Source organism: Actinoplanes missouriensis 431, from assembly GCF_000284295.1.
GTDB classification, from domain to species: domain Bacteria; phylum Actinomycetota; class Actinomycetes; order Mycobacteriales; family Micromonosporaceae; genus Actinoplanes; species Actinoplanes missouriensis.
Window position 1 is genome coordinate 733,852 of sequence record NC_017093.1, and the last position, 17,864, is coordinate 751,715.

14 protein-coding genes are annotated in these 17,864 nt (G+C 70.2%); 9 read left to right on the forward strand and 5 right to left on the reverse strand.

Annotation, left to right across the window (positions count from 1 at the left end):
• The first annotated feature begins 14 nt into the window (after positions 1 to 14).
• On the forward strand, positions 15 to 1,133 hold the full coding sequence (locus AMIS_RS03515; protein WP_014440809.1) for a GuaB3 family IMP dehydrogenase-related protein: 1,119 nt from the start codon (positions 15 to 17) through the stop codon (positions 1,131 to 1,133).
• Between the two features lie 10 nt (positions 1,134 to 1,143).
• Here AMIS_RS03515 and AMIS_RS03520 read toward each other — a convergent pair whose 3' ends face one another.
• Together AMIS_RS03520 and AMIS_RS03525 are read right to left on the reverse strand one after the other, a co-directional pair.
• Positions 1,144 to 2,556, reverse strand: a complete 1,413-nt coding sequence (locus tag AMIS_RS03520) for a M1 family metallopeptidase (RefSeq protein ID WP_041829535.1) — start codon at positions 2,554 to 2,556, stop codon at positions 1,144 to 1,146.
• Positions 2,557 to 2,573: 17 nt separating this feature from the next.
• Positions 2,574 to 3,680, reverse strand: a complete 1,107-nt coding sequence (locus AMIS_RS03525; protein ID WP_014440811.1) for an LCP family protein — start codon at positions 3,678 to 3,680, stop codon at positions 2,574 to 2,576.
• Positions 3,681 to 3,828: 148 nt separating this feature from the next.
• On the opposite strand from AMIS_RS03525, the gene AMIS_RS03530 reads away from it, so the two are divergent.
• The 5 genes from AMIS_RS03530 (at position 3,829) to AMIS_RS03550 (ending at position 10,314) form a co-directional block, all read left to right on the forward strand.
• Positions 3,829 to 5,619 carry a S8 family serine peptidase gene (locus AMIS_RS03530; RefSeq protein WP_014440812.1) on the forward strand — a complete coding sequence of 597 codons (1,791 nt, stop codon included), beginning with the start codon at positions 3,829 to 3,831 and terminating at the stop codon, positions 5,617 to 5,619.
• Positions 5,620 to 5,686: 67 nt separating this feature from the next.
• Complete coding sequence (guaA, locus tag AMIS_RS03535) at positions 5,687 to 7,234, forward strand: glutamine-hydrolyzing GMP synthase (RefSeq protein WP_014440813.1); 1,548 nt, start codon at positions 5,687 to 5,689, stop codon at positions 7,232 to 7,234.
• A 130-nt stretch (positions 7,235 to 7,364) separates the two neighbouring features.
• Positions 7,365 to 8,312 (forward strand): NUDIX hydrolase, encoded by a 948-nt coding sequence (locus tag AMIS_RS03540; RefSeq protein ID WP_041830469.1) that lies wholly within the window; start codon positions 7,365 to 7,367, stop codon positions 8,310 to 8,312.
• A gap of 5 nt (positions 8,313 to 8,317) precedes the next feature.
• A complete protein-coding gene (locus AMIS_RS03545) occupies positions 8,318 to 9,211 on the forward strand; it encodes an NUDIX hydrolase (RefSeq protein ID WP_014440815.1) in 894 nt (297 codons plus the stop codon).
• 233 nt (positions 9,212 to 9,444) lie between these two features.
• Complete coding sequence (locus tag AMIS_RS03550; protein WP_041830470.1) at positions 9,445 to 10,314, forward strand: CDP-alcohol phosphatidyltransferase family protein; 870 nt, start codon at positions 9,445 to 9,447, stop codon at positions 10,312 to 10,314.
• Positions 10,315 to 10,404: 90 nt separating this feature from the next.
• Here the strand turns inward: AMIS_RS03550 and AMIS_RS03555 are convergent, their stop codons facing one another.
• From AMIS_RS03555 to AMIS_RS03565, 3 genes are all read right to left on the reverse strand, one after another.
• Complete coding sequence (locus AMIS_RS03555; RefSeq protein WP_014440817.1) at positions 10,405 to 11,649, reverse strand: phosphatidylserine decarboxylase; 1,245 nt, start codon at positions 11,647 to 11,649, stop codon at positions 10,405 to 10,407.
• Positions 11,650 to 11,729: 80 nt separating this feature from the next.
• Complete coding sequence (locus AMIS_RS40210; RefSeq protein WP_014440818.1) at positions 11,730 to 12,062, reverse strand: hypothetical protein; 333 nt, start codon at positions 12,060 to 12,062, stop codon at positions 11,730 to 11,732.
• A complete protein-coding gene (locus AMIS_RS03565; protein WP_014440819.1) occupies positions 12,059 to 13,846 on the reverse strand; it encodes a PspC domain-containing protein in 1,788 nt (595 codons plus the stop codon). Before AMIS_RS03565 ends, AMIS_RS40210 begins: the two co-directional genes overlap by 4 nt.
• Positions 13,847 to 14,033: 187 nt before the next feature.
• On the opposite strand from AMIS_RS03565, the gene AMIS_RS03570 reads away from it, so the two are divergent.
• From AMIS_RS03570 to AMIS_RS03580, 3 genes are all read left to right on the forward strand, one after another.
• Positions 14,034 to 15,263 (forward strand): ATP-binding protein, encoded by a 1,230-nt coding sequence (locus tag AMIS_RS03570; RefSeq protein ID WP_014440820.1) that lies wholly within the window; start codon positions 14,034 to 14,036, stop codon positions 15,261 to 15,263.
• A complete protein-coding gene (locus tag AMIS_RS03575; RefSeq protein ID WP_014440821.1) occupies positions 15,260 to 15,928 on the forward strand; it encodes a response regulator in 669 nt (222 codons plus the stop codon). Before AMIS_RS03570 ends, AMIS_RS03575 begins: the two co-directional genes overlap by 4 nt.
• Before the next feature lie 244 nt (positions 15,929 to 16,172).
• Positions 16,173 to 17,810 carry a peptide ABC transporter substrate-binding protein gene (locus AMIS_RS03580; protein WP_014440822.1) on the forward strand — a complete coding sequence of 546 codons (1,638 nt, stop codon included), beginning with the start codon at positions 16,173 to 16,175 and terminating at the stop codon, positions 17,808 to 17,810.
• The last annotated feature ends 54 nt before the right edge of the window (positions 17,811 to 17,864 follow it).

The following is a 17,864-nucleotide window of genomic DNA, read 5'->3' on the forward strand; positions in this document are numbered from 1 at the left end:
AAGGGCTCCCCATCATGCGTGACGTAGTGGAGATCGGCCTCGGCAAGACCGCACAGCGCGGGTACCACCTGGATGACATCGCGATCGTTCCGAGCCGCCGCACCCGCGACGTGGACGACGTGTCGACCGAGTGGAGACTCGACGCGTACCCCTTCAAGATCCCCTGCGTCGCGCACCCGTCCGACGCCACCCAGAGCCCGGATTCGGTGATCACCCTGGGCCGCCTCGGCGGCCTGGGCGTGCTCAACGCCGAGGGTCTCTGGACCCGCTACGAGGACCCCAGCAAGATCCTCGAAGAGCTCGCCTCGCTGGACGAGGACGCGGACGCGACGAAGCGCCTGCAGGAGGTGTACGCGGAGCCGATCAAGCCGGAGCTGATCGCCGAGCGTGTCCGGCAGATCCGCGCCGCCGGTGTCACCACCGCGGTCCGGGTGTCGCCGCAGCACACCCTCGCCCTCGCCCCCGTGGTGCTGGACGCGGGCGTCGACCTTCTGGTGATCCAGGGGACGCTTGTCTCGGCCGAGCACGTGTCCACCACGGACGAGCCGCTGAACCTCAAGGAGTTCATCGCCGACCTCGACCTGCCGGTCATCGTCGGCGGCTGCACCGACTACAAGACGGCGCTGCACCTGATGCGGACCGGCGCGGCCGGCGTGATCGTCGGTGTCGGCGCCGACGAGTGGTCGACGACGGACACCGTGCTGGGCATCCGGGTGCCGATGGCGACCGCGATCGCGGACGCCGCCGCGGCCCGCCGCGACTACCTGGACGAGACCGGCGGCCGGTACGTTCACCTGATCGCCGACGGCGGCATCTCCACCTCCGGCGACATCGCGAAGGCGATCGGGTGCGGTGCTGACGCGGTCATGCTCGGCGAGCCGCTCTCGCTGGCCGAGGGCGCCCCGGCCGGTGGCGCGTGGTGGCACTCGTCGGCGAGCCACCCGGCACTGCCGCGCGGCGGGTTCTGCATCGCGGGCGAGCCGGACGGGACCCTCGAAGAGGTCCTCTACGGCCCGGCCGATCGCCCGGACGGCCAGCTCAACCTGTTCGGCGGCCTGCGCCGGGCGATGGCGAAGTGCGGCTACCGGGACGTCAAGGAGTTCCAGAAGGTCGCGCTCGTCCTGGACAAGTGATGGAACGGCTTCACGGGGCCGGAGGTTTCCCGGTCCCGTAAAGCCAGTTCTGGAAGAACGTCGTCAGGTCCTTCTTGGACGCCTGCTCGGCGGCCTTGATGAACTCGTCGGTGGTCACGTTGCCGTCCTTGTGGGTGGCGGTCCAGGACTTGACGAGCGCGAAGAACGCCTTGTCGCCGATGGTCTCGCGCAGCGCGTGGACGGTCATGCCGCCGCGCTGGTAGACGGCGGCGCCGAAGAGGCGGGCCGGTGTCGGGTCGCCGGGGATCTCGGCCCAGTTGAACGAGTTGTAGGTGCTCTCGAACAGCTCCTGGGCGGTCGCCTCGCCGGAGTGCTCGGACCAGAGCCATTCCGCGTACGTCGCGAACCCCTCGTTGAGCCAGATGTCCTGCCAGCGGCTGAGCGCGACGCTGTCGCCGAACCACTGGTGGGCGAGTTCGTGCGCGACCACGCCGAGGTTCTCGCCGCCGGTGAAGAACGTGTTGCCGTAGACCGGGCGGGACTGGGTCTCCAACGCGTACCGGATCCGGTCCTCGTCGACCACGACGCCGCCGTTCGCGTCGAACGGGTACGGCCCGAACACGGTCGCCAGATAGTCGGTGATCTCCCCGGTGCGGGCCAGCGAGCGGGCCGCCGGTCCGTCCGCGGGAAGCGACTCGGGGACCGCGGTGATCATCGGCAGGCCGTTGTGCCGGCCGGTGGTGATCCGGTACTGGCCGATCACGACGGTCGCCAGGTAACTCGCCATCGGGGAGTCCTCCGACCAGCGCCAGGTCGTCCTGCCGCCGGCGGTGGTCCGCTCACCGGGTACGCCGTTGCTGAGCACTTCGAGACCGTCCGGCACGGTCATCGCCAGTTTCAGGGTGGCCTTGTCCGACGGGTGGTCGTTGACCGGGAACCAGGTGCTCGCCGACTCGGGCTGGCCGAGCGCGACGCCGCCGTCGGTGGTGCTCATCCAGCCGCCGTTGCCGAGGGCCTTGTTCTCCAGCAGGCCGGGCCTGCCGCCGTACGCGATGACGACGGTGAACTGCTGACCGGCCACGATGCCCGCGCCGGGTGTGATCACCAGCTCGTTGCCCTGGGCCGTGCTGGTCGCCGTGACGCCGTCCACGGTGACCTCGCGGGCGGTCAGGTGGGCCAGGTCCAGGTTGAACCGGGAGAGGTTCTGCCCGGCGGTCGCGGTGATCGTCGCGGTGCCGTCCAGGGTGCCGGCCTTCGGGTCGTACGTCAGGGCCAGGTCGTACCCGGCCACGTCGTACCCGCCGTTGCCGTACTTCGGGAAGTACGGGTCGCCGACGCCCTCCGCGCCGGCCGAGAAGGACACTGCTGACGGGCTCGGTCCCGGGTCGTCCGGCTCCGAGCCCGTCGAGCATCCGGCGAGCAGTGTCAGGGCGGCAAGTGTGCCGATTACCCGGTCCCTCATGGGGACGAGCGTACGTTCTACAGCCTGTTGACCAGCTTGGGATGGTCGGACAGGTACGCCTCGGCCTTGCCCTTGACGAGCGCCTTGAGGAACCCGGTGCCCTCGGGCTTGAGCTGTTCACCGAGGTACCTGCCGCCGCTGGAGACGCCCGCGCCGGGCAGGTCGACCAGGGTGATCTTCGCCGGGGTCAGGTCGCGGAGCGCGTACGCGTACTCGAAAGGCGTACGCCCACCCACGTAGACGAGCGACTCGCCGACCGCCTCGATCACCTCGCGCAGCTTCTCCGGTTCCTGTACGTCCTGGGAGAGCGCCTTGGTGAGGATCGCGCTGACCATCTGCCGCTGGTGCCGCTGCCGGTCGTAGTCGCCGTTGGGCAGGCCGTACCGCTGGCGGGCGTAGTCGGTCGCCTGCCAGCCGACCAGGTGCCGCTTGCCGGGCTGGTAGACCATCTGCGGTCCGGTGTGGTCACCGCCGCCGGGGGCGATCGGCCGGTTGGTGCCGTCCGGCTTGTGGTGCCGCGACTTCACCTTCTGGTCGATGGTCATGTCGATGCCGCCGAGCGCGTCGACGAGCTTGGAGAGGCCGGCGAAGGTGAGCACGGCGCCGGCCTGGAACTCCTTGATCCCGGTGTAGTCACTCAGGGATCGGGTCAGCAGTTCGTACCCCTGCTGTGTGCTCTTCTTGGTCTTCTCCCCGGGAATGCGGGAGCCCCGGCTCATCGCCTCGGTGAGTTTGTAGCGGCCGCCGGAGAAGCCCGACTTCTTGTAGGCGGGCATGTCGACGCGCAGGTCGCGGGGGAGCGAGTAGAGGTATGCGGAGTCCAGCCCGGCGTCGACGTGCAGCAGCATCACGGTGTCGGCGTGCGGTTCCCAGCCGGGGATGCTCACCCGGGTGTCGACGCCGACGAGCACCAGATCGAGCGGGCCCTTGATGTCCGCGCCCGGTGACGCGGACGGCGTCGCCTCCACACTGGGCGAGGGCACGGCCAGGGACGCAGCCGCCGAGCTGGATGGCGCCGCCGTCTCGGTCGAGCTGCGATTCATCGCGATGGCGACGCCGACGCCGGCGAGCAACGCGACGACCGCACCGGCGATCACCGCCCAGGTGATCTTGCTGTTCCGCATAGCGGAACAGTAAAGGACATCGTTGTGGCGCTCAATGCCCGTACATCTCCCGTTCGCTGAAAAAGTCCTTGCGATATCCAAGATCGCAAGTACGCTGGCTCGGCGTTCCGCCGATCCCCGGCGATCGCGACGGGGAGGTCCCTCCACTATGAACTCTTCCAGCCGGCGCGCTCTTGCCGGCATCACCACCGCGGGCCTGCTGGCCGGTCTCGGCGTCGCCGGGATCACGAGTCCCGCGCAGGCCGCAGCCGCCGCGCCGGTCCGCCTGGTGGTGGGTCTCAAGGCCGGAGAAGAGGTCAGCGCCGCGCTGCCCACTCTCTCCGGCTTCGGTCTCGGCGACGCCGAGGCGAGCGGCAGCAGCGTCCTGCGCGACGCGCTCGCCGAGGTACGGGCGAAGACGCTCGACGTGCCGGCCGCGAAGGCGACCGCACTGATCGCGGCGCTGAAGCTCGACCCCAAGGTCTCCTATGTCCAGGTGGACCCCGCGGTCGAGGCGTTCGCCGTGACGCCGAACGACCCGATCTACAAGAACCAGAAAGAGCTGGGCCAGATCAAGGTGCCGGACGCGTGGGCCACCACGCGCGGCGGTGCGATCAAGGTCGCCGTCGTGGACACCGGCGTGACGCCGGCCGGCGACCTGTCCGGCAAGGTCCTGCGCGGCTACGACTTCGTCAACCGGGACACCAGCGCGACCGACGACTACGGCCACGGCACCACCGTGGCGTCGCTGATCGCGGCGAAGACGAACAACGGCGCCGGCATGGCAGGTGTCTGCGCGCAGTGCCAGATCCTCCCGGTGAAGGTCCTGAACTGGGAGGGCAAGGGCGACACGTCCGACGTCGCTGCCGGGATCATCTACGCGGCCAAGCAGAACGCGAAGATCATCAACCTCTCGCTCGGCGGCTCGGAGCCGTCACCGGTCCTGCAGGACGCGATCGCCTACGCGAACGGCCGGGGCGCGCTGGTCGTGGCGTCCGCCGGCAACGAGAACAGCAGCAGGAAGAACTATCCGGCGGCGTACGCGGACGTGCTGTCCGTCGGCGCCACCGACACCCGGACCGGCGGCACGGCCCGCGCCAAGTTCTCCAGCTACGGCGCGAGCTGGGTGGATGTGGCGGCACCCGGTTACACCGCGGGCATGCTGACCGACGGCAGCTACTGCTGGGTCGGTCTCTCCGACTGCACCGGCAAGGACTACATCATCCGGGGTACGTCCTTCTCCGCTCCACTGGTCTCCGGCGTGGCCGCGCTCGTCGCCTCGAAGAACCCGAGGTACAGCGGGTGGGGCCTGTCGAACGCGATCACCAGCTCGACCCGCAAGATCGGCGGCTGGGTGAAGTACGGCCTGGTCGACGCGAAGGCCGCGCTGACCCGGGGCACCGACACCGCGAAGCCGTCGGCGACCACCACGAGCCCGGGCGGGGGTGCGAAGCTGCGGGGCAGCGCCGCGATCACCCCGGTCGGACTGAAGGACACCGGCGGTTCCGGCATCCGCAACGTCGACCTCTACGTCAACGGCAAGTGGCACAGCTGGGACTACGTCGCCCCGTTCGCGCCGAAGCTCAACACGAAGAAGTACAACGGCGCGGTCAAGGTGCAGCTGCGGCTGACCGACAAGGCCGGCAACATCACCTGGCTGGGCGCGCGCACCGTGGTGGCGGACAACACCCCGCCCAAGGTGTCGATCACCAAGGCGCCGAAGAACAAGGCCCGGGTGAAGGGCACGGTCACCGTCTCGGTCAAGGCCAATGACAAGTACGGGGTGAGCAAGGTCCAGCTGCTCGTCAACGGCAAGGTGGTGGCGACCGACGCGAAGGCCGGTTACAAGCTGTCCTTCAAGGTGGCGAAGCAGAAGCGGACGATGAAGGTCGTGGTGCGCGCGTACGACAAGGCGGGCAACGTGACGAAGCTGGCGACGCGTACCTATTACCGTCGCTGACAGTGGTGCTGGTCGCGGCGTAGGGGGAGGCCCCTCCGCCGCGACACGCCGCCGGTAAACTCGCCGGGTGAGTACCCCGCGTCCCGTCCTCGTCGTCGACTTCGGCGCCCAGTACGCCCAGCTGATCGCCCGCCGGGTCCGTGAGGCCCGCGTCTACTCCGAGATCGTCCCGCACTCGATGCCGGTGGCCGAGATGCTGGCGAAGAACCCCGCCGCGATCATCCTCTCCGGCGGCCCGTCCAGCGTCTACGAGCCGGGCGCGCCGGTTCTCGACGCCGGCCTCTTCGCGTCCGACGTCCCGGTCTTCGGCATCTGCTACGGCTTCCAGGCGATGGCCCAGGCTCTCGGTGGCACGGTGGCACACACCGGTTCCCGGGAGTACGGGCGGACCCTCCTCGCCGCACAGGGCGGCACCCTGCTCCGCGACCTGCCGGCCGACCTGCCGGTCTGGATGAGCCACGGCGACAGCGTGGCGGTCGCCCCGGAGGGCTTCGCGGTCACCGCGTCGACCCCGGGCGCGCCGGTCGCGGCGTTCGAGGATCTGACCGCCAAGCGGGCCGGTGTGCAGTTCCACCCCGAGGTGGCGCACACCGAGCAGGGCCAGGAGATGCTCAAGCGCTTCCTGTACGACATCGCCGGCATCGAGCCGACCTGGACGCCCGGCAACATCATCGACGACCAGGTCGCCCTGATCCGTGAGCAGGTCGGCGACAAGCAGGTCATCTGCGGCCTCTCCGGCGGCGTCGACTCGGCGGTCGCCGCGGCGCTCGTCCATAAGGCGATCGGTGACCAGCTCACCTGCGTCTTCGTCGACCACGGTCTGCTGCGGGCGGGCGAGCGCGAGCAGGTGGAGAAGGACTACGTCGCCGCCACCGGCATCCGGCTCGTCGTGGTCGACGCCGAGGAGCAGTTCCTCGGCCACCTCGCCGGCGTCACCGACCCGGAGCAGAAGCGCAAGATCATCGGCCGCGAGTTCATCCGCACGTTCGAGGCGGCGGCCCGCGACCTGGACGCCGAGCGGCACATCGAGTTCCTGGTGCAGGGCACCCTCTATCCGGACGTGGTGGAGTCCGGCGGCGGCACCGGCACGGCGAACATCAAGTCGCACCACAACGTCGGCGGCCTTCCGGACGACCTGCAGTTCGCGCTGATCGAGCCGCTGCGCACGCTCTTCAAGGACGAGGTCCGCGCGCTCGGCGCCGAGCTCGGCCTGCCCGAGGCGATGGTGCAGCGGCACCCGTTCCCGGGTCCCGGCCTGGCGATCCGGATCATCGGTGCGGTGGACCGGGACCGGCTGGACATCCTGCGTCAGGCCGACCTGATCGCCCGCGAGGAGCTGACCTCGGCGGGGCTGGACCGCGACGTCTGGCAGTTCCCGGTGGTGCTGCTCGCCGACGTGCGCAGCGTCGGGGTTCAGGGCGACGGACGCACCTACGGTCACCCGGTGGTGCTGCGGCCGGTCTCCAGCGAGGACGCCATGACCGCCGACTGGTCCCGCTTGCCGTACGACGTGATCGCCACGATCTCGAACCGGATCACCAACGAGGTCCGGGAGGTCAACCGAGTGGTTCTGGACGTCACGAGCAAGCCGCCGGGCACCATCGAGTGGGAGTGACTCCCTGTAGTGGATCAATTGCTCAGGGCGGGTAAAACCGCCCTGAGCTGCGGTTACTCACCGCTATCCCACTGTCGTGAAGTTGACAGAAGTTCTTGAGAGGTAACATATTCCGGGCAGAATGCCGCCCGTGACCCCCGCACTGGAACCGCTCCGCAGGATCGCCGCCTACGCCGTCGCGCATGACGACGCGGGCCGCGTTCTCCTGGTCCGGGCCTCGTCCAAATCCGGCACTCCCGGAGTCTGGTCGCTGCCCGGCGGCGCCGTCGACCACGGCGAAGATCCCAATCACACCGTCGTCCGTGAGACCGCGGCGGAGACCGGACTCTCGGTCGCCGTCACCGGGTTGCACGACGTCCTCGCCGACATGCGGTCGATGCCGCATCGCGGCGTCACCATCCACACCGACCGCCTGATCTACGAGGTGTCGGTGCGTGGCGGCAACCTGATCGACCGGGTCGGGCACCCCACCGACCTGGCCCGGTGGCACACGCTCGAAGAGGCGGCCGGGCTGAAACTGCGGCAGTTCACCGCGGCCGCGCTCGGGCTGCCCGCCGCCTCCGCCGACCTGCGGCCCGAGGAAGCGCCGGTCTTCCCCTCGTTCTATGCCTACGAGGGGCCGGACGGACTGCACCGGGCGCAGCGCTTCGCGGCGTACGCGATCGCCACCGACCCGTACGAGAACCTCCTGCTCACCCGCATCTCGCCGGGATATCCGGGCGCCGGCTGCTGGCACCTGCCCGGCGGCGGCACCGATTACGGCGAGCAGCCGGGACCGGCCCTGATCCGGGAGCTGGTCGAGGAGACCGGACAGGCGGGCCGGATCGTCGAGCTGCTCGGGGTGGCGAGCCACCGGGACGCCGCCTCGCTCGGCCCGGAGGGATACCCGATCGACTGGCACGGTGTCCGGGCGTTCTACCGGGTCGTCGTCGACCACCCCACCGAGGTGACCATCCACGACGTGGGCGGCTCGACCGACGAGGCACGGTGGATGCCGCTCAAGGAGGTCGCCGAACTCGCCGCCGACCAGCTGACCGAGGTGACAGCGGACGCGCTGCGGACGGCGCGGCTAATCTAGGCTCGGTGAAGATCAATAGACGGGCGGCGGCGTACGGCGTCTGCCGCGACACCGGCGGCCGGGTGCTGCTGACCCGGGGCTCGGACTCGGCGGCGTTCCCCGGTGTCTGGTCGCTCCCCGGGGGCGGCATCGATCACGGCGAGCACCCGGACGACACGATCGTCCGGGAGTTCGCCGAGGAGACCGGCCTTTCGGTACGCGTGACCGGGGTGCGCGCCGCCACCGCCGACCTGATCGTGCTGCCCGACGACACGGTCGAGCACACCGACCGCATCCTCTACGACGTCGAGATGATCGGCGGCGACCTGCGCGACGAGGCGGACGGCACCAGCGACCTGGCCGAGTGGGTGTCGCCGGCCGACGTCGCGACGCGGCCGCTGCTGCCGTTCACGGCGAGTGTCCTGGGAGTCCCCTTCGAGACCCCGGCGGTGCCGGTGCCCGAGGTTCCGGCGGAGCGGCCGCCCGGACCGGTGCAGCGCTTCGGGGCGTACGCCCTGGCGAGCGACCCGGCCGGCCGGATCCTGCTGACCCGGATCGCCGACGGCTACCCGGGCGGGGGACGCTGGCACCTGCCCGGCGGCGGCACCGACTTCGGCGAGACACCGGACCAGGCGCTCGCCCGCGAGCTCGTCGAGGAGACCTCCCAGCACGGTCGCGTCGTCAGCCTCCTGGGCGTTTCCCACAGGTACGACCCCGCGGCGCTCGGCCCCGAGGGCGTGCCCCTCGACTGGCACGTGATCCGGGTGTTCTACGAGGTCACGGTCGATGATCCGACCCCGGCGGCGGTCACCGAGGAGGCCGGCGGATCCACTTCCGAGGCCGGCTGGTTCACCCGCGCGGAGCTCGCGAGGCTGCCCCTTACCGAGCTGTCCCGGGAGGCGTTGGCCCGGAAGGGCTAAAATCGGGATCGTAAGGCCGAGGATGAATGAAATTCGCGGACGCCGGCGTTGTACATGAGGATCATGCGCCTCTCGCCAAGGCAGTCCGGGTTGTGCGAAGGTGTAACCCGCATTTCGCCGGACACCGGCGGAACAACCGAACTCCATGGAGGAAGCACGTGCCGAGTTCCCCTTGGCGCCGGCGTCGAACGACGGATAGTCCCCGTCCCGCTGGGCGTCGTTGGGCTGGCCGGCTGCGCCGCGGCGGGAGTCTAGCGCGGCAGGCCCTGATGGTTCGGGTGGGCCGCCGCTCCGGTGACACCGGCCGGGCCGCGACCGCGACCCGCGCCGAGGTGCTCTACACCCCGTCCGAGCCGGTGCGCACCCTGGTGGTTCCGGTGCCCGTCCCGGTCGCCGAGCCGGAGACGGACTCGATCTCGCTGCTTCCCGGCGAGCACACCATCTCCCGCAAGGCCAGCTTCGCGCTGGTCAACGCGTGCACCCTGGCCAGCCTGGGCCTCGGTCTGCTGGCGATCTTCCTGGCCATGGACGGCGACGTCCGGATCGCGGCCGCCTGCCTGGTGGCCTGCGTCGGTTTCGACGGCCTGGACGGCGCGCTCGCCCGCAAGCTGGGCGTCTCCAGCCCGTTCGGCGCGCAGATGGACTCGCTGGCCGACATGTGCAGTTTCGGTCTCGCCGCGCCGGTCGTGGTCTACGCCTCACTCGCCGACTCGGTCCCACCGGCCGCCGCCGCGATCGCCTGCGCGTTCGTCGCGGGCTGTGCCGCGATCCGTCTGGCACGTTTCAACGTCTCGCCGAAGGACGGCCGGTTCTTCAGCGGCGTCCCCACCACGATGGCCGCCGCGGTGCTGGCGCTCACCGTGCTGATCGGGCTCGACGACCTGCCCGGCATCGCCCTGCTCGGTGGGGTGACGATGCTCGCCTTCGCGATGGTGTCCAGCTTCCCCTACGCCAAACTGGCCCGGATCCTGAAGCTTCCGCCGTGGCTCCTGCTGCTGCCGGTGGTGGGCGCGCTGATCGACCCGCGGATGGCGTTCGTGCTGATCGTGGCGACCTACCTGGCCAGCGGCCCGGTCCTCTGGATGCGCGCCAAGCGCGTCTGACCAGCCCACCCGGTCGCCGCTTCGGGCGGCCGATGTTCTACGGCGAAGGCCGCCTCCCCGACCCGGGAGGCGGCCTTCGTCATGAGTGGATCACTTCCAGCGGGCGATCACCGTGGCGCCACCGACCACGCGCTCACCGACGTTGACCAGCGCCTCGGCCTTGTCGGCCGGCAGGTAGACGTCGGTGCGCGAGCCGAACCGGATCAGTCCGTACCGCTCGCCGCGGGCCAGCAGCGTGCCGACCGGCGCGCGCTGCACGATGCGGCGGGCGATCAGACCGGTCCGCTGGACCACCGCGACCGTGCCGTGGTCGGTGTCGAGCACCGTGTACGCGGCCACGTTGTGCTCGGCCGCGGCGGTCATGGCGTTCGCGTAACCGCCCTCCTCGACGAAGTAGTCGGCGACCCGGCCGGCCACCGGCGAGCGGTTCACGTGCACATCAAAAACGGACAGGAAGACCGCGATGCGGAGGAACTCGCCGGGTCCGAACCGCTCGTCGTGCATCCGCTCGACGGAGAGCACCTTGCCGTCCGCCGAGGCGACAACGGCGGACGGGTCGGTCGGCCCGTCGCGCTCCGGGTCACGGAAGAACGCGGCGACCGGCGCGGCGGCGAGCGCCGGGATCAGCCACAGCTTCGACTTCGGGCGGGCGCGGCGGGCGAGCGCGGCCAGGCCGAGCGCGATGCCGGCGGCGGCGACGCCGTTGGAGTCGATGTGCATCGTCCGGGTGACCGGGACGCTCGACGTGCGGTAGGCAGGCGCGAGAGCCGCGGCGGTCGACACGTCGGCCGGCGAGAACCGGAACTTGTGGACCCGCAGCGGCGGCTGGTTGCGGACCACCAGGTCGGAGCCGACACCGAAGAGCGCGCCCTGACGGAAGAGCTCGGCGGCGGCGCCACCGGTGCGGCCCGGCGTGGCAGGTGTGGCGACCGACAGCACGCCACCGTCGGCGAGGTGCTTGCCGAGCCGGTCGAGCAGGACGCGGGTCTCCTCGGCCGTGCCGGTGACCGGCTCGGCGACGATCACGACGTCGGCGGGCTGCGCCTCGTCCAGAGATTCGACGATCTTCACCCGTTCGGCGACCCAGCTGCCCAGGCCGGTGATGTGTCCGCGCAGCAGATCGGCGCTGCTGTGCTCACCGGGGACGAGGGTCAGGGTGTCGCCGGGGAGCAGAGCCTCGACGGCCGCGGCGACCACCGCGGAGGCATGGTCGGCACCCACCAGCAGCGCGGACGTCGCCGCGTTCTGGCGGGCGAACTCGGCGGTCAGGGTACGGGCGGCCCGGGCACCCACACCGGTTACGGGCGTGGTGGACACGGCGGGATACGGGGTCATCCAGCGAGCATATTGCCCCGCCCAACCGATGTTTCCCGGTGGGCGGGGCTCTGGCACTTCCGGTCAGTCCCGGTGGTTGGTCAGTCCCGGTGGTGCTGTTCCTTGGTGAACCGGGTGGCCGGGTCGTCGAGCAGCTCCTGCACGATCGAGGCGTGCATCTCCGGGGGCAGGTCGCCGGGGGTCTCGATCCGGGCCTCGGCGGCCACCGGCGCCGGGGCCGGCTCGTCACGCCGGCCGGAGCGGATGGCGCCGAGCAGGCCGATCACCCCGAAGAAGATCAGACCGGCCGCGACGATCCAGCCGACGGCGGGCAGATGAACCGTGATCACCCGGGAGATCGCCCACCAGACCGCGATGCCCAAGAAGATCAGGCCGAACGTCAGGGAGACGCCGTCCATGCGGTGCGCCTTCATCGGGAAACCTCCACGTTGCCGGTGTCCAGCCGCAGGTCGAGCTGGAGTGTTCCACCACCGGCGCCGTCGGCGCCGAGGTCGGTGACGGTCTGCCGGTTCTCGTCGGAGCTGGCGCTCTCGGTGCCGAACAGGACGGTACGGACGCCGCCACCCGTCACGTCGACGGTGGTGTCCACCTTCGGCGGCAGCACGACCCGCAGCTGTCCGATCTTCATGTCCACGGTCGTCTGCTGCTGCGCGCCGGTGAAGTCGATCTCGCTGAGGTCGAGCGTGACGTTGCCGAAGGTGAAGTCGTAGCGGTCGGCGAGCTCGCTCAGGCTGGTCGGGCGGTAGACGCTGTCCCGGAACTCGCCACCCCAGCGCTCGGTGCCGGTCGAGACGAAGAGCCCGAGGGTGGCGATCAGGGCGAGCGCGATCAGCCCGCGGGCCCGGCCGAACCACGATCCGACGATCAGGCCGAGCGCGATCGTGGTGAGGGCGGCCGCGAAGTACGCCGAGACGACCACGTTCACCCCGGCCATGTCGAGGACGGCGAGCAGGCCCATCACGACGACGACCGCGAAGAAGGTCAGGCGGCCCAGCACCGAACGCTCACGCGGGGGCTTCGGCGGCTTGGCGGGCTTGGGCGGTTTCGGTGGCTGCGGCGGCTGCGGGGGAACGGATCCGCTGGCGTAGGGGCCGTGCGGCGCGAACGGCGGGCGGTAGCCTTCGGCCGGCGGGGCGAACAGCGGCGGCTCGTAGCTCGGCGCGGGCGGGGCGGTCACCGGCTCGGCCGGGACGGCTCCCGAACCCGTACCCGTTCCCGGACCGGTCCCCGGCCCCGCTCCCGGATCGGCCCCCGGCACTCCAGCCGGGGCCTGTCCCGGCGCGGCTCCCGGCATGGCTCCCGGCGCGGCTCCCGGCGTCGCGAAGGGCGCGGTGAAGGCCATCGTCGGCTCCTCCGGGACGCCGGTGGGCGGTGGCGGTGACGGCGGCGCGGTGGTGGCGGCGCGCGTCGTGTCGCTCACGCCACCCCGTTTGATCAGCAGGAACGCGCCGAGGACCACCGCCGCGGCGAGCATGCTGGACCGCGCGCCGGAGTTCACGATGAAGGCGAAGGTGAGCAGCGCGGCGCTGCCGAGCAGCACGACGGAGAGCGGCGCCATCCCGGAGTGGCCCTTGCCGAGCAGCGACTCGACGGGGGAGGCGGTGTCGCCCTCGGACGGGATGATCAGCCAGCCGATCAGGTAGAGCAGAACGCCGGTGCCGCCGAGAATGCCCAGCACGCCGAGCAGCACCCGCCACAGCACCGGGTCGGTGTTGGTGGCCCGGGCCAGGGCGCCGCAGACGCCGGCGATGTACCGCCCGTTGCGCGGCCGCACCAGCTGCTGCCGGTCGAACGCGGCGCTCGCGCCGGCGAGCCACGGCGGAACGTTCGCGCTCGTCTGCCACCCGGGCGGCGGGCCGGCCTGCGGACCGGGCGCGTGGCCGGCCTGGGCGCTGGGCGGGGGGCCGGCGTGCGCACCGGGCGGAGGGCCCGGCTGCGGCTCTGCCCGCGGATCCGGCTGTGCGCCGGGAGCCGTTTCCGGATGCGCGGCGGAAGCGGTCTCCGGCTGCGCGGTGGAAGCGGTCTCCCGCTGCGCGGTGGAAGCGGTCTCCCGCTGCGCGTCGGCGGCGGTCTCCCGCTGTGTGCCGGGGGCGGTCTCGGGCTGCGCGCCGGTGTCGGGAGAGGAAGGTGCCTCGGCGCCCTGTGGACCGGCGCCCGGCGTGGAAGGTCCGCGGGACTGGGCAGCTTCGTCGTTCATGCCATCGATCCTGCGCGCCCGCTCACCCGAGCCGCTTCCGGAACCGACCCTGAGGCCACCCTGAGATCCGGGGTCCCGGTTTCCCAGGGTGGTTACCCGTGGCCCCCGAGCGGCGCGACGTGTGACGATCGGAGGGTACGAAAGGAGAAGTGCGATCACCACCACCGCTGTTCCTCAGCCGCGCCGGTTGTACCGGCCGCGGGACCACCGCATCGTCGCGGGTGTCGCCGCCGGGCTGGCGCGCCATCTCGGCGTGCCGGTGCTGGCGGTGCGGATCGCCCTCGTGGTCCTGCTCGGTTTCAACGCACTGGGCCTGCTTCTCTACGCCGCGTACTGGGCGGTGCTGCCGCAGGAAGCGCGCGGCGACGAGCAGCCGGCCGGCCGTGACCTCTCCGCCCTGGCGCCGTTCGCCGCGATCGGTCTCGGCGTGGTGCTGCTCCAGGCCCTCGTCTTCGACGATCAGGTGGCCACCACCGTCGGCTGGATGATCGCGGTGATCGCGGTCGGCGCCGGTGTGATCTGGCACCAGTCCGACTCCAGCCGCCGCGAGCAGGGTGCCGACTACAACATCGCCTCGACGCCGTGGGTCGCCGCCATCGTGTCCGAGAACGATCGGCGTTCCTTCCTCTTCCGCTTCATCGGCGGCGGCGTCCTCGTCGCGATCGGCCTGATCGGCGTGGTCGCCGTCTACGCGCCGGACAACTCGATCTCCGCGGTCTTCAACGGTGTGATCTTCGCCTTCGTCGGCCTGGCCGGCGTCGGCGTGGTGGTCGCGCCGCTGCTCTGGCGCACCTTCGGTCAGCTGCGCGCCGAGCGCGAGGGCCGGATCCGCGAGCAGGAGCGCGCCGAGCTGGCCGCCATGATCCATGACCAGGTGCTGCACACGCTCGCGCTGATCCAGCGCAACTCGGCGGACATCAAGGAGGTGCAGCGGCTCGCTCGCGGGCAGGAGCGCAGCCTGCGCAACTGGCTCTACAAGCCGACCGCCTCGCCGACCGAGCGGTTCGCGGCGGCGCTGGAGCAGGCGGCGGCCGAGGTGGAGGACACCTACGCGATCACCGTGGAGACCGTGGTGGTGGGCGACACCCAGTGCGACGATCGGGTGGCGGCGCTTGTCGCGGCGGCCCGCGAGGCGCTCGTCAATGCCGCACGGCACGCTGGTGTGCAGACAGTCTCGCTCTACGCCGAGGTCGAGGAGGACGAGTTGAGCGTCTTCGTCCGGGACCGCGGCGCGGGCTTCGAGATCGACGGCGTGGCGGAGACCCGGCACGGCGTCCGTGGGTCGATCATCGGGCGCATGCAGCGCCACGGCGGGCGCGCCGAGATCCGCAGCGCGCCCGGCGACGGTACAGAAGTGCGGCTCATGCTCCCCGTCACACGGGAGAGCGTGACCGCCGGTAAGGAGCAGGCACGATGACCGAGCCCGTTGCAGAGACCGCACCGCGACGGCTGACCGTCTTCCTCGTCGACGACCATGCGATGTTCCGCGCCGGGGTGCGCTCGGAACTGGGCGCGCATGTCGACGTGGTGGGCGAGGCAAGTTCGGTGGCCGAGGCGATCAGCCGGATCCAGGCGGTCCGCCCGGACGTGGTGCTGCTCGACGTGCACATGCCGGACGGTGGCGGCCGGGCGGTGCTGGAGTCGATCAGGCGTACCCATCCGCAGGTGTTGTTCCTGGCGCTCTCGGTGTCGGACGCCGCGGAGGACGTGATCGGGCTGATCCGGGCCGGGGCGCGCGGTTACGTCACGAAGACCATCTCGCCGGACGAGCTGGCCGCGGCGGTGCGCCGGGTGGCCGACGGCGACGCGGTGTTCAGCCCCCGGCTGGCCGGTTTCGTGCTGGACGCGTTCGCCTCCCGGCCGGACGTGCCGGTGGCCGACCCGGAGCTGGACCAGCTCACCAACCGTGAGCGCGAGGTGCTGCGGCTGCTGGCCAGGGGTTATGCGTACAAGGAGATCGCCAAGGAGCTGTTCATCTCGATCAAGACAGTGGAAACGCACGTCTCGAACGTGCTCCGGAAGCTCCAGATGAGCAACCGCTACGAGCTGTCACGATGGGCCGCTGACCGGCGCCTGGTCTGAAGGTCATCCGACTGGCCGTCCAAAATGGGCCGTTTGGCTGCAGGGGGTAGCCGAGGGGCCACGCGCGGACGTACACGCAGGTCAGGCCGGTCGAATCCGGCGAAAGAACGATCTTTGGGTCTGCGTACGGACGTAAACGGCTAATATCGGCTTGATAACGGCGCTCATCGGTTTCCGTGCCTCTGTGTCACAGTGGCAGCTACTCACACAACCCCTCGTGAGCGCCCCTGAAGGAGGCACTCCCATGCTTGGGAAAAGCCCATGGAAGATGGCGGTCGGCGCGACCGCCATCGCCTTGTTGGCCGCCGGTTGCAGTAGCGGCGACTCGGACGAGTCGTCCGCCGCTTCCAATACTGTGGTGATCGGTATCGCCGAGCCGCAGCACCTGATCCCGTCGAACACGACGGAGTCGAACGGTGCTGAGGTTCTGGCCTCGCTCTTCTACCCGCTGGTCGACTTCGACGCCAAGAACAACCCGGTCACGGTTGCGGCCGAGTCGATCACGCCGGACAAGACCAACAAGGTCTGGACCGTGAAGCTGAAGCCGGGCTTCACCTTCCACAACGGCGAGCCCGTCATCGCGCAGAACTACGTCGACGCCTGGAACTACGGCGCCTACGGTCCGAACGGCCAGGGCGGTTCCTACTTCTTCTCGAGCATCGCCGGCTACGCCGACCTGCAGAGCGAGGACCCGGACGGCGAGGAGGGCCCGAAGAAGGCTCCCGAGCCCAAGGCGAAGAAGCTCACCGGCCTGAAGGCCGTTGACGACAGCACGATCGAGATCACGCTGGCCGCCCCGTTCGCGAGCTTCGCGTCGCTGCTCGGCTACACGGTGTTCTACCCGCTGCCGAAGGCTGCCTTCTCCTCCGACGGCGTCATTGCCGAGGGCTTCGAGGACGCGATCATCGGTAACGGCCCCTTCAAGATGAAGGGCAAGTGGGAGCACGACTCCCAGGTCGTCGTCGAGAAGGTCGCCGACTTCAAGGGCCAGGTCCCGAAGATCGACGGCATCACCTGGAAGATCTACCAGGACGACGCCGCTCAGTACGCGGACCTCGTCGCGGGCAACCTCGACGTGCAGACCCAGATCCCGATCGAGAGCCTCGCGTCGGCCTCCGCCGACCTCGGCGACCGGTTCCAGAAGAGCCCGAACTCCTCGTTCCAGTTCGTCGGTTTCCCGACGTTCCAGCAGGAGTTCAAGGACGTCAACGTCCGCAAGGCGATCTCGATGGCGATCAACCGCAAGGAGATCACCGACCAGGTCTTCCTGGGCTCGCAGACCCCGGCGACCTCGTTCGTCTCCCCGGTTGTGGCGGGTTACCGCGAGAACACCTGTGGCGCGAACTGTGAGTACAACCCCACCGAGGCGAAGAAGATCTACGACGCCGCCAAGGGCCCGTCCGAGCTGAAGATCACCTACAACGCTGACGGTCCGCACAAGGCGTGGGTCGACGCGACGTGCAACCAGATCAAGGCTTCGCTCGGCGTGAACTGCACCGGTGTCGGTGAGCCGAAGTTCGCCGACCTGCTGACCAAGGTCGAGAAGAAGGAGCCGGTCGGCCTCATCCGCCTCGGCTGGCTGATGGACTACCCGCTGATGGAGAACTACCTCGGCCCGCTGTACAGCACCGACGGTTCCTCCAACTACTACGGGTACAGCAACACCGCCTTCGACGACCTGGTGGCCGCGGGCCGCTCGGCCGCCTCTCCGGAGGAGGCCATCGCGAAGTGGCAGCAGGCGGAGGATATCCTCGCCAAGGAAATGCCGGTGATTCCGCTGCGCAACGGTCAGAACGTGTTCGGCTACTCGGAGAAGGTCTCCAACGTGACGGTTGACCTCTTCCAGAAGGTGAACCTGTACGAGATCGAAGTAGTCAGCTGATTTAACCGCTCGAACGGTGGTGGCGTCACGGAGCATGTGAAACCGTGGCGCCAC

Excerpts from the sequence above, each read along its gene's own strand:
- AMIS_RS03515 (WP_014440809.1), top strand. The coding sequence starts at position 15 with ATGCGTGACGTAGTGGAGATCGGCCTCGGCAAGACCGCACAGCGCGGG.
- AMIS_RS03520 (WP_041829535.1), bottom strand. The coding sequence starts at position 2,556 with ATGAGGGACCGGGTAATCGGCACACTTGCCGCCCTGACACTGCTCGCC.
- AMIS_RS03525 (WP_014440811.1), bottom strand. The coding sequence starts at position 3,680 with ATGCGGAACAGCAAGATCACCTGGGCGGTGATCGCCGGTGCGGTCGTC.
- AMIS_RS03530 (WP_014440812.1), top strand. The coding sequence starts at position 3,829 with ATGAACTCTTCCAGCCGGCGCGCTCTTGCCGGCATCACCACCGCGGGC.
- AMIS_RS03555 (WP_014440817.1), bottom strand. The coding sequence starts at position 11,649 with ATGACCCCGTATCCCGCCGTGTCCACCACGCCCGTAACCGGTGTGGGT.
- AMIS_RS40210 (WP_014440818.1), bottom strand. The coding sequence starts at position 12,062 with ATGAAGGCGCACCGCATGGACGGCGTCTCCCTGACGTTCGGCCTGATC.
- AMIS_RS03565 (WP_014440819.1), bottom strand. The coding sequence starts at position 13,846 with ATGAACGACGAAGCTGCCCAGTCCCGCGGACCTTCCACGCCGGGCGCC.
- AMIS_RS03575 (WP_014440821.1), top strand. The coding sequence starts at position 15,260 with ATGACCGAGCCCGTTGCAGAGACCGCACCGCGACGGCTGACCGTCTTC.
- AMIS_RS03580 (WP_014440822.1), top strand. The coding sequence starts at position 16,173 with ATGCTTGGGAAAAGCCCATGGAAGATGGCGGTCGGCGCGACCGCCATC.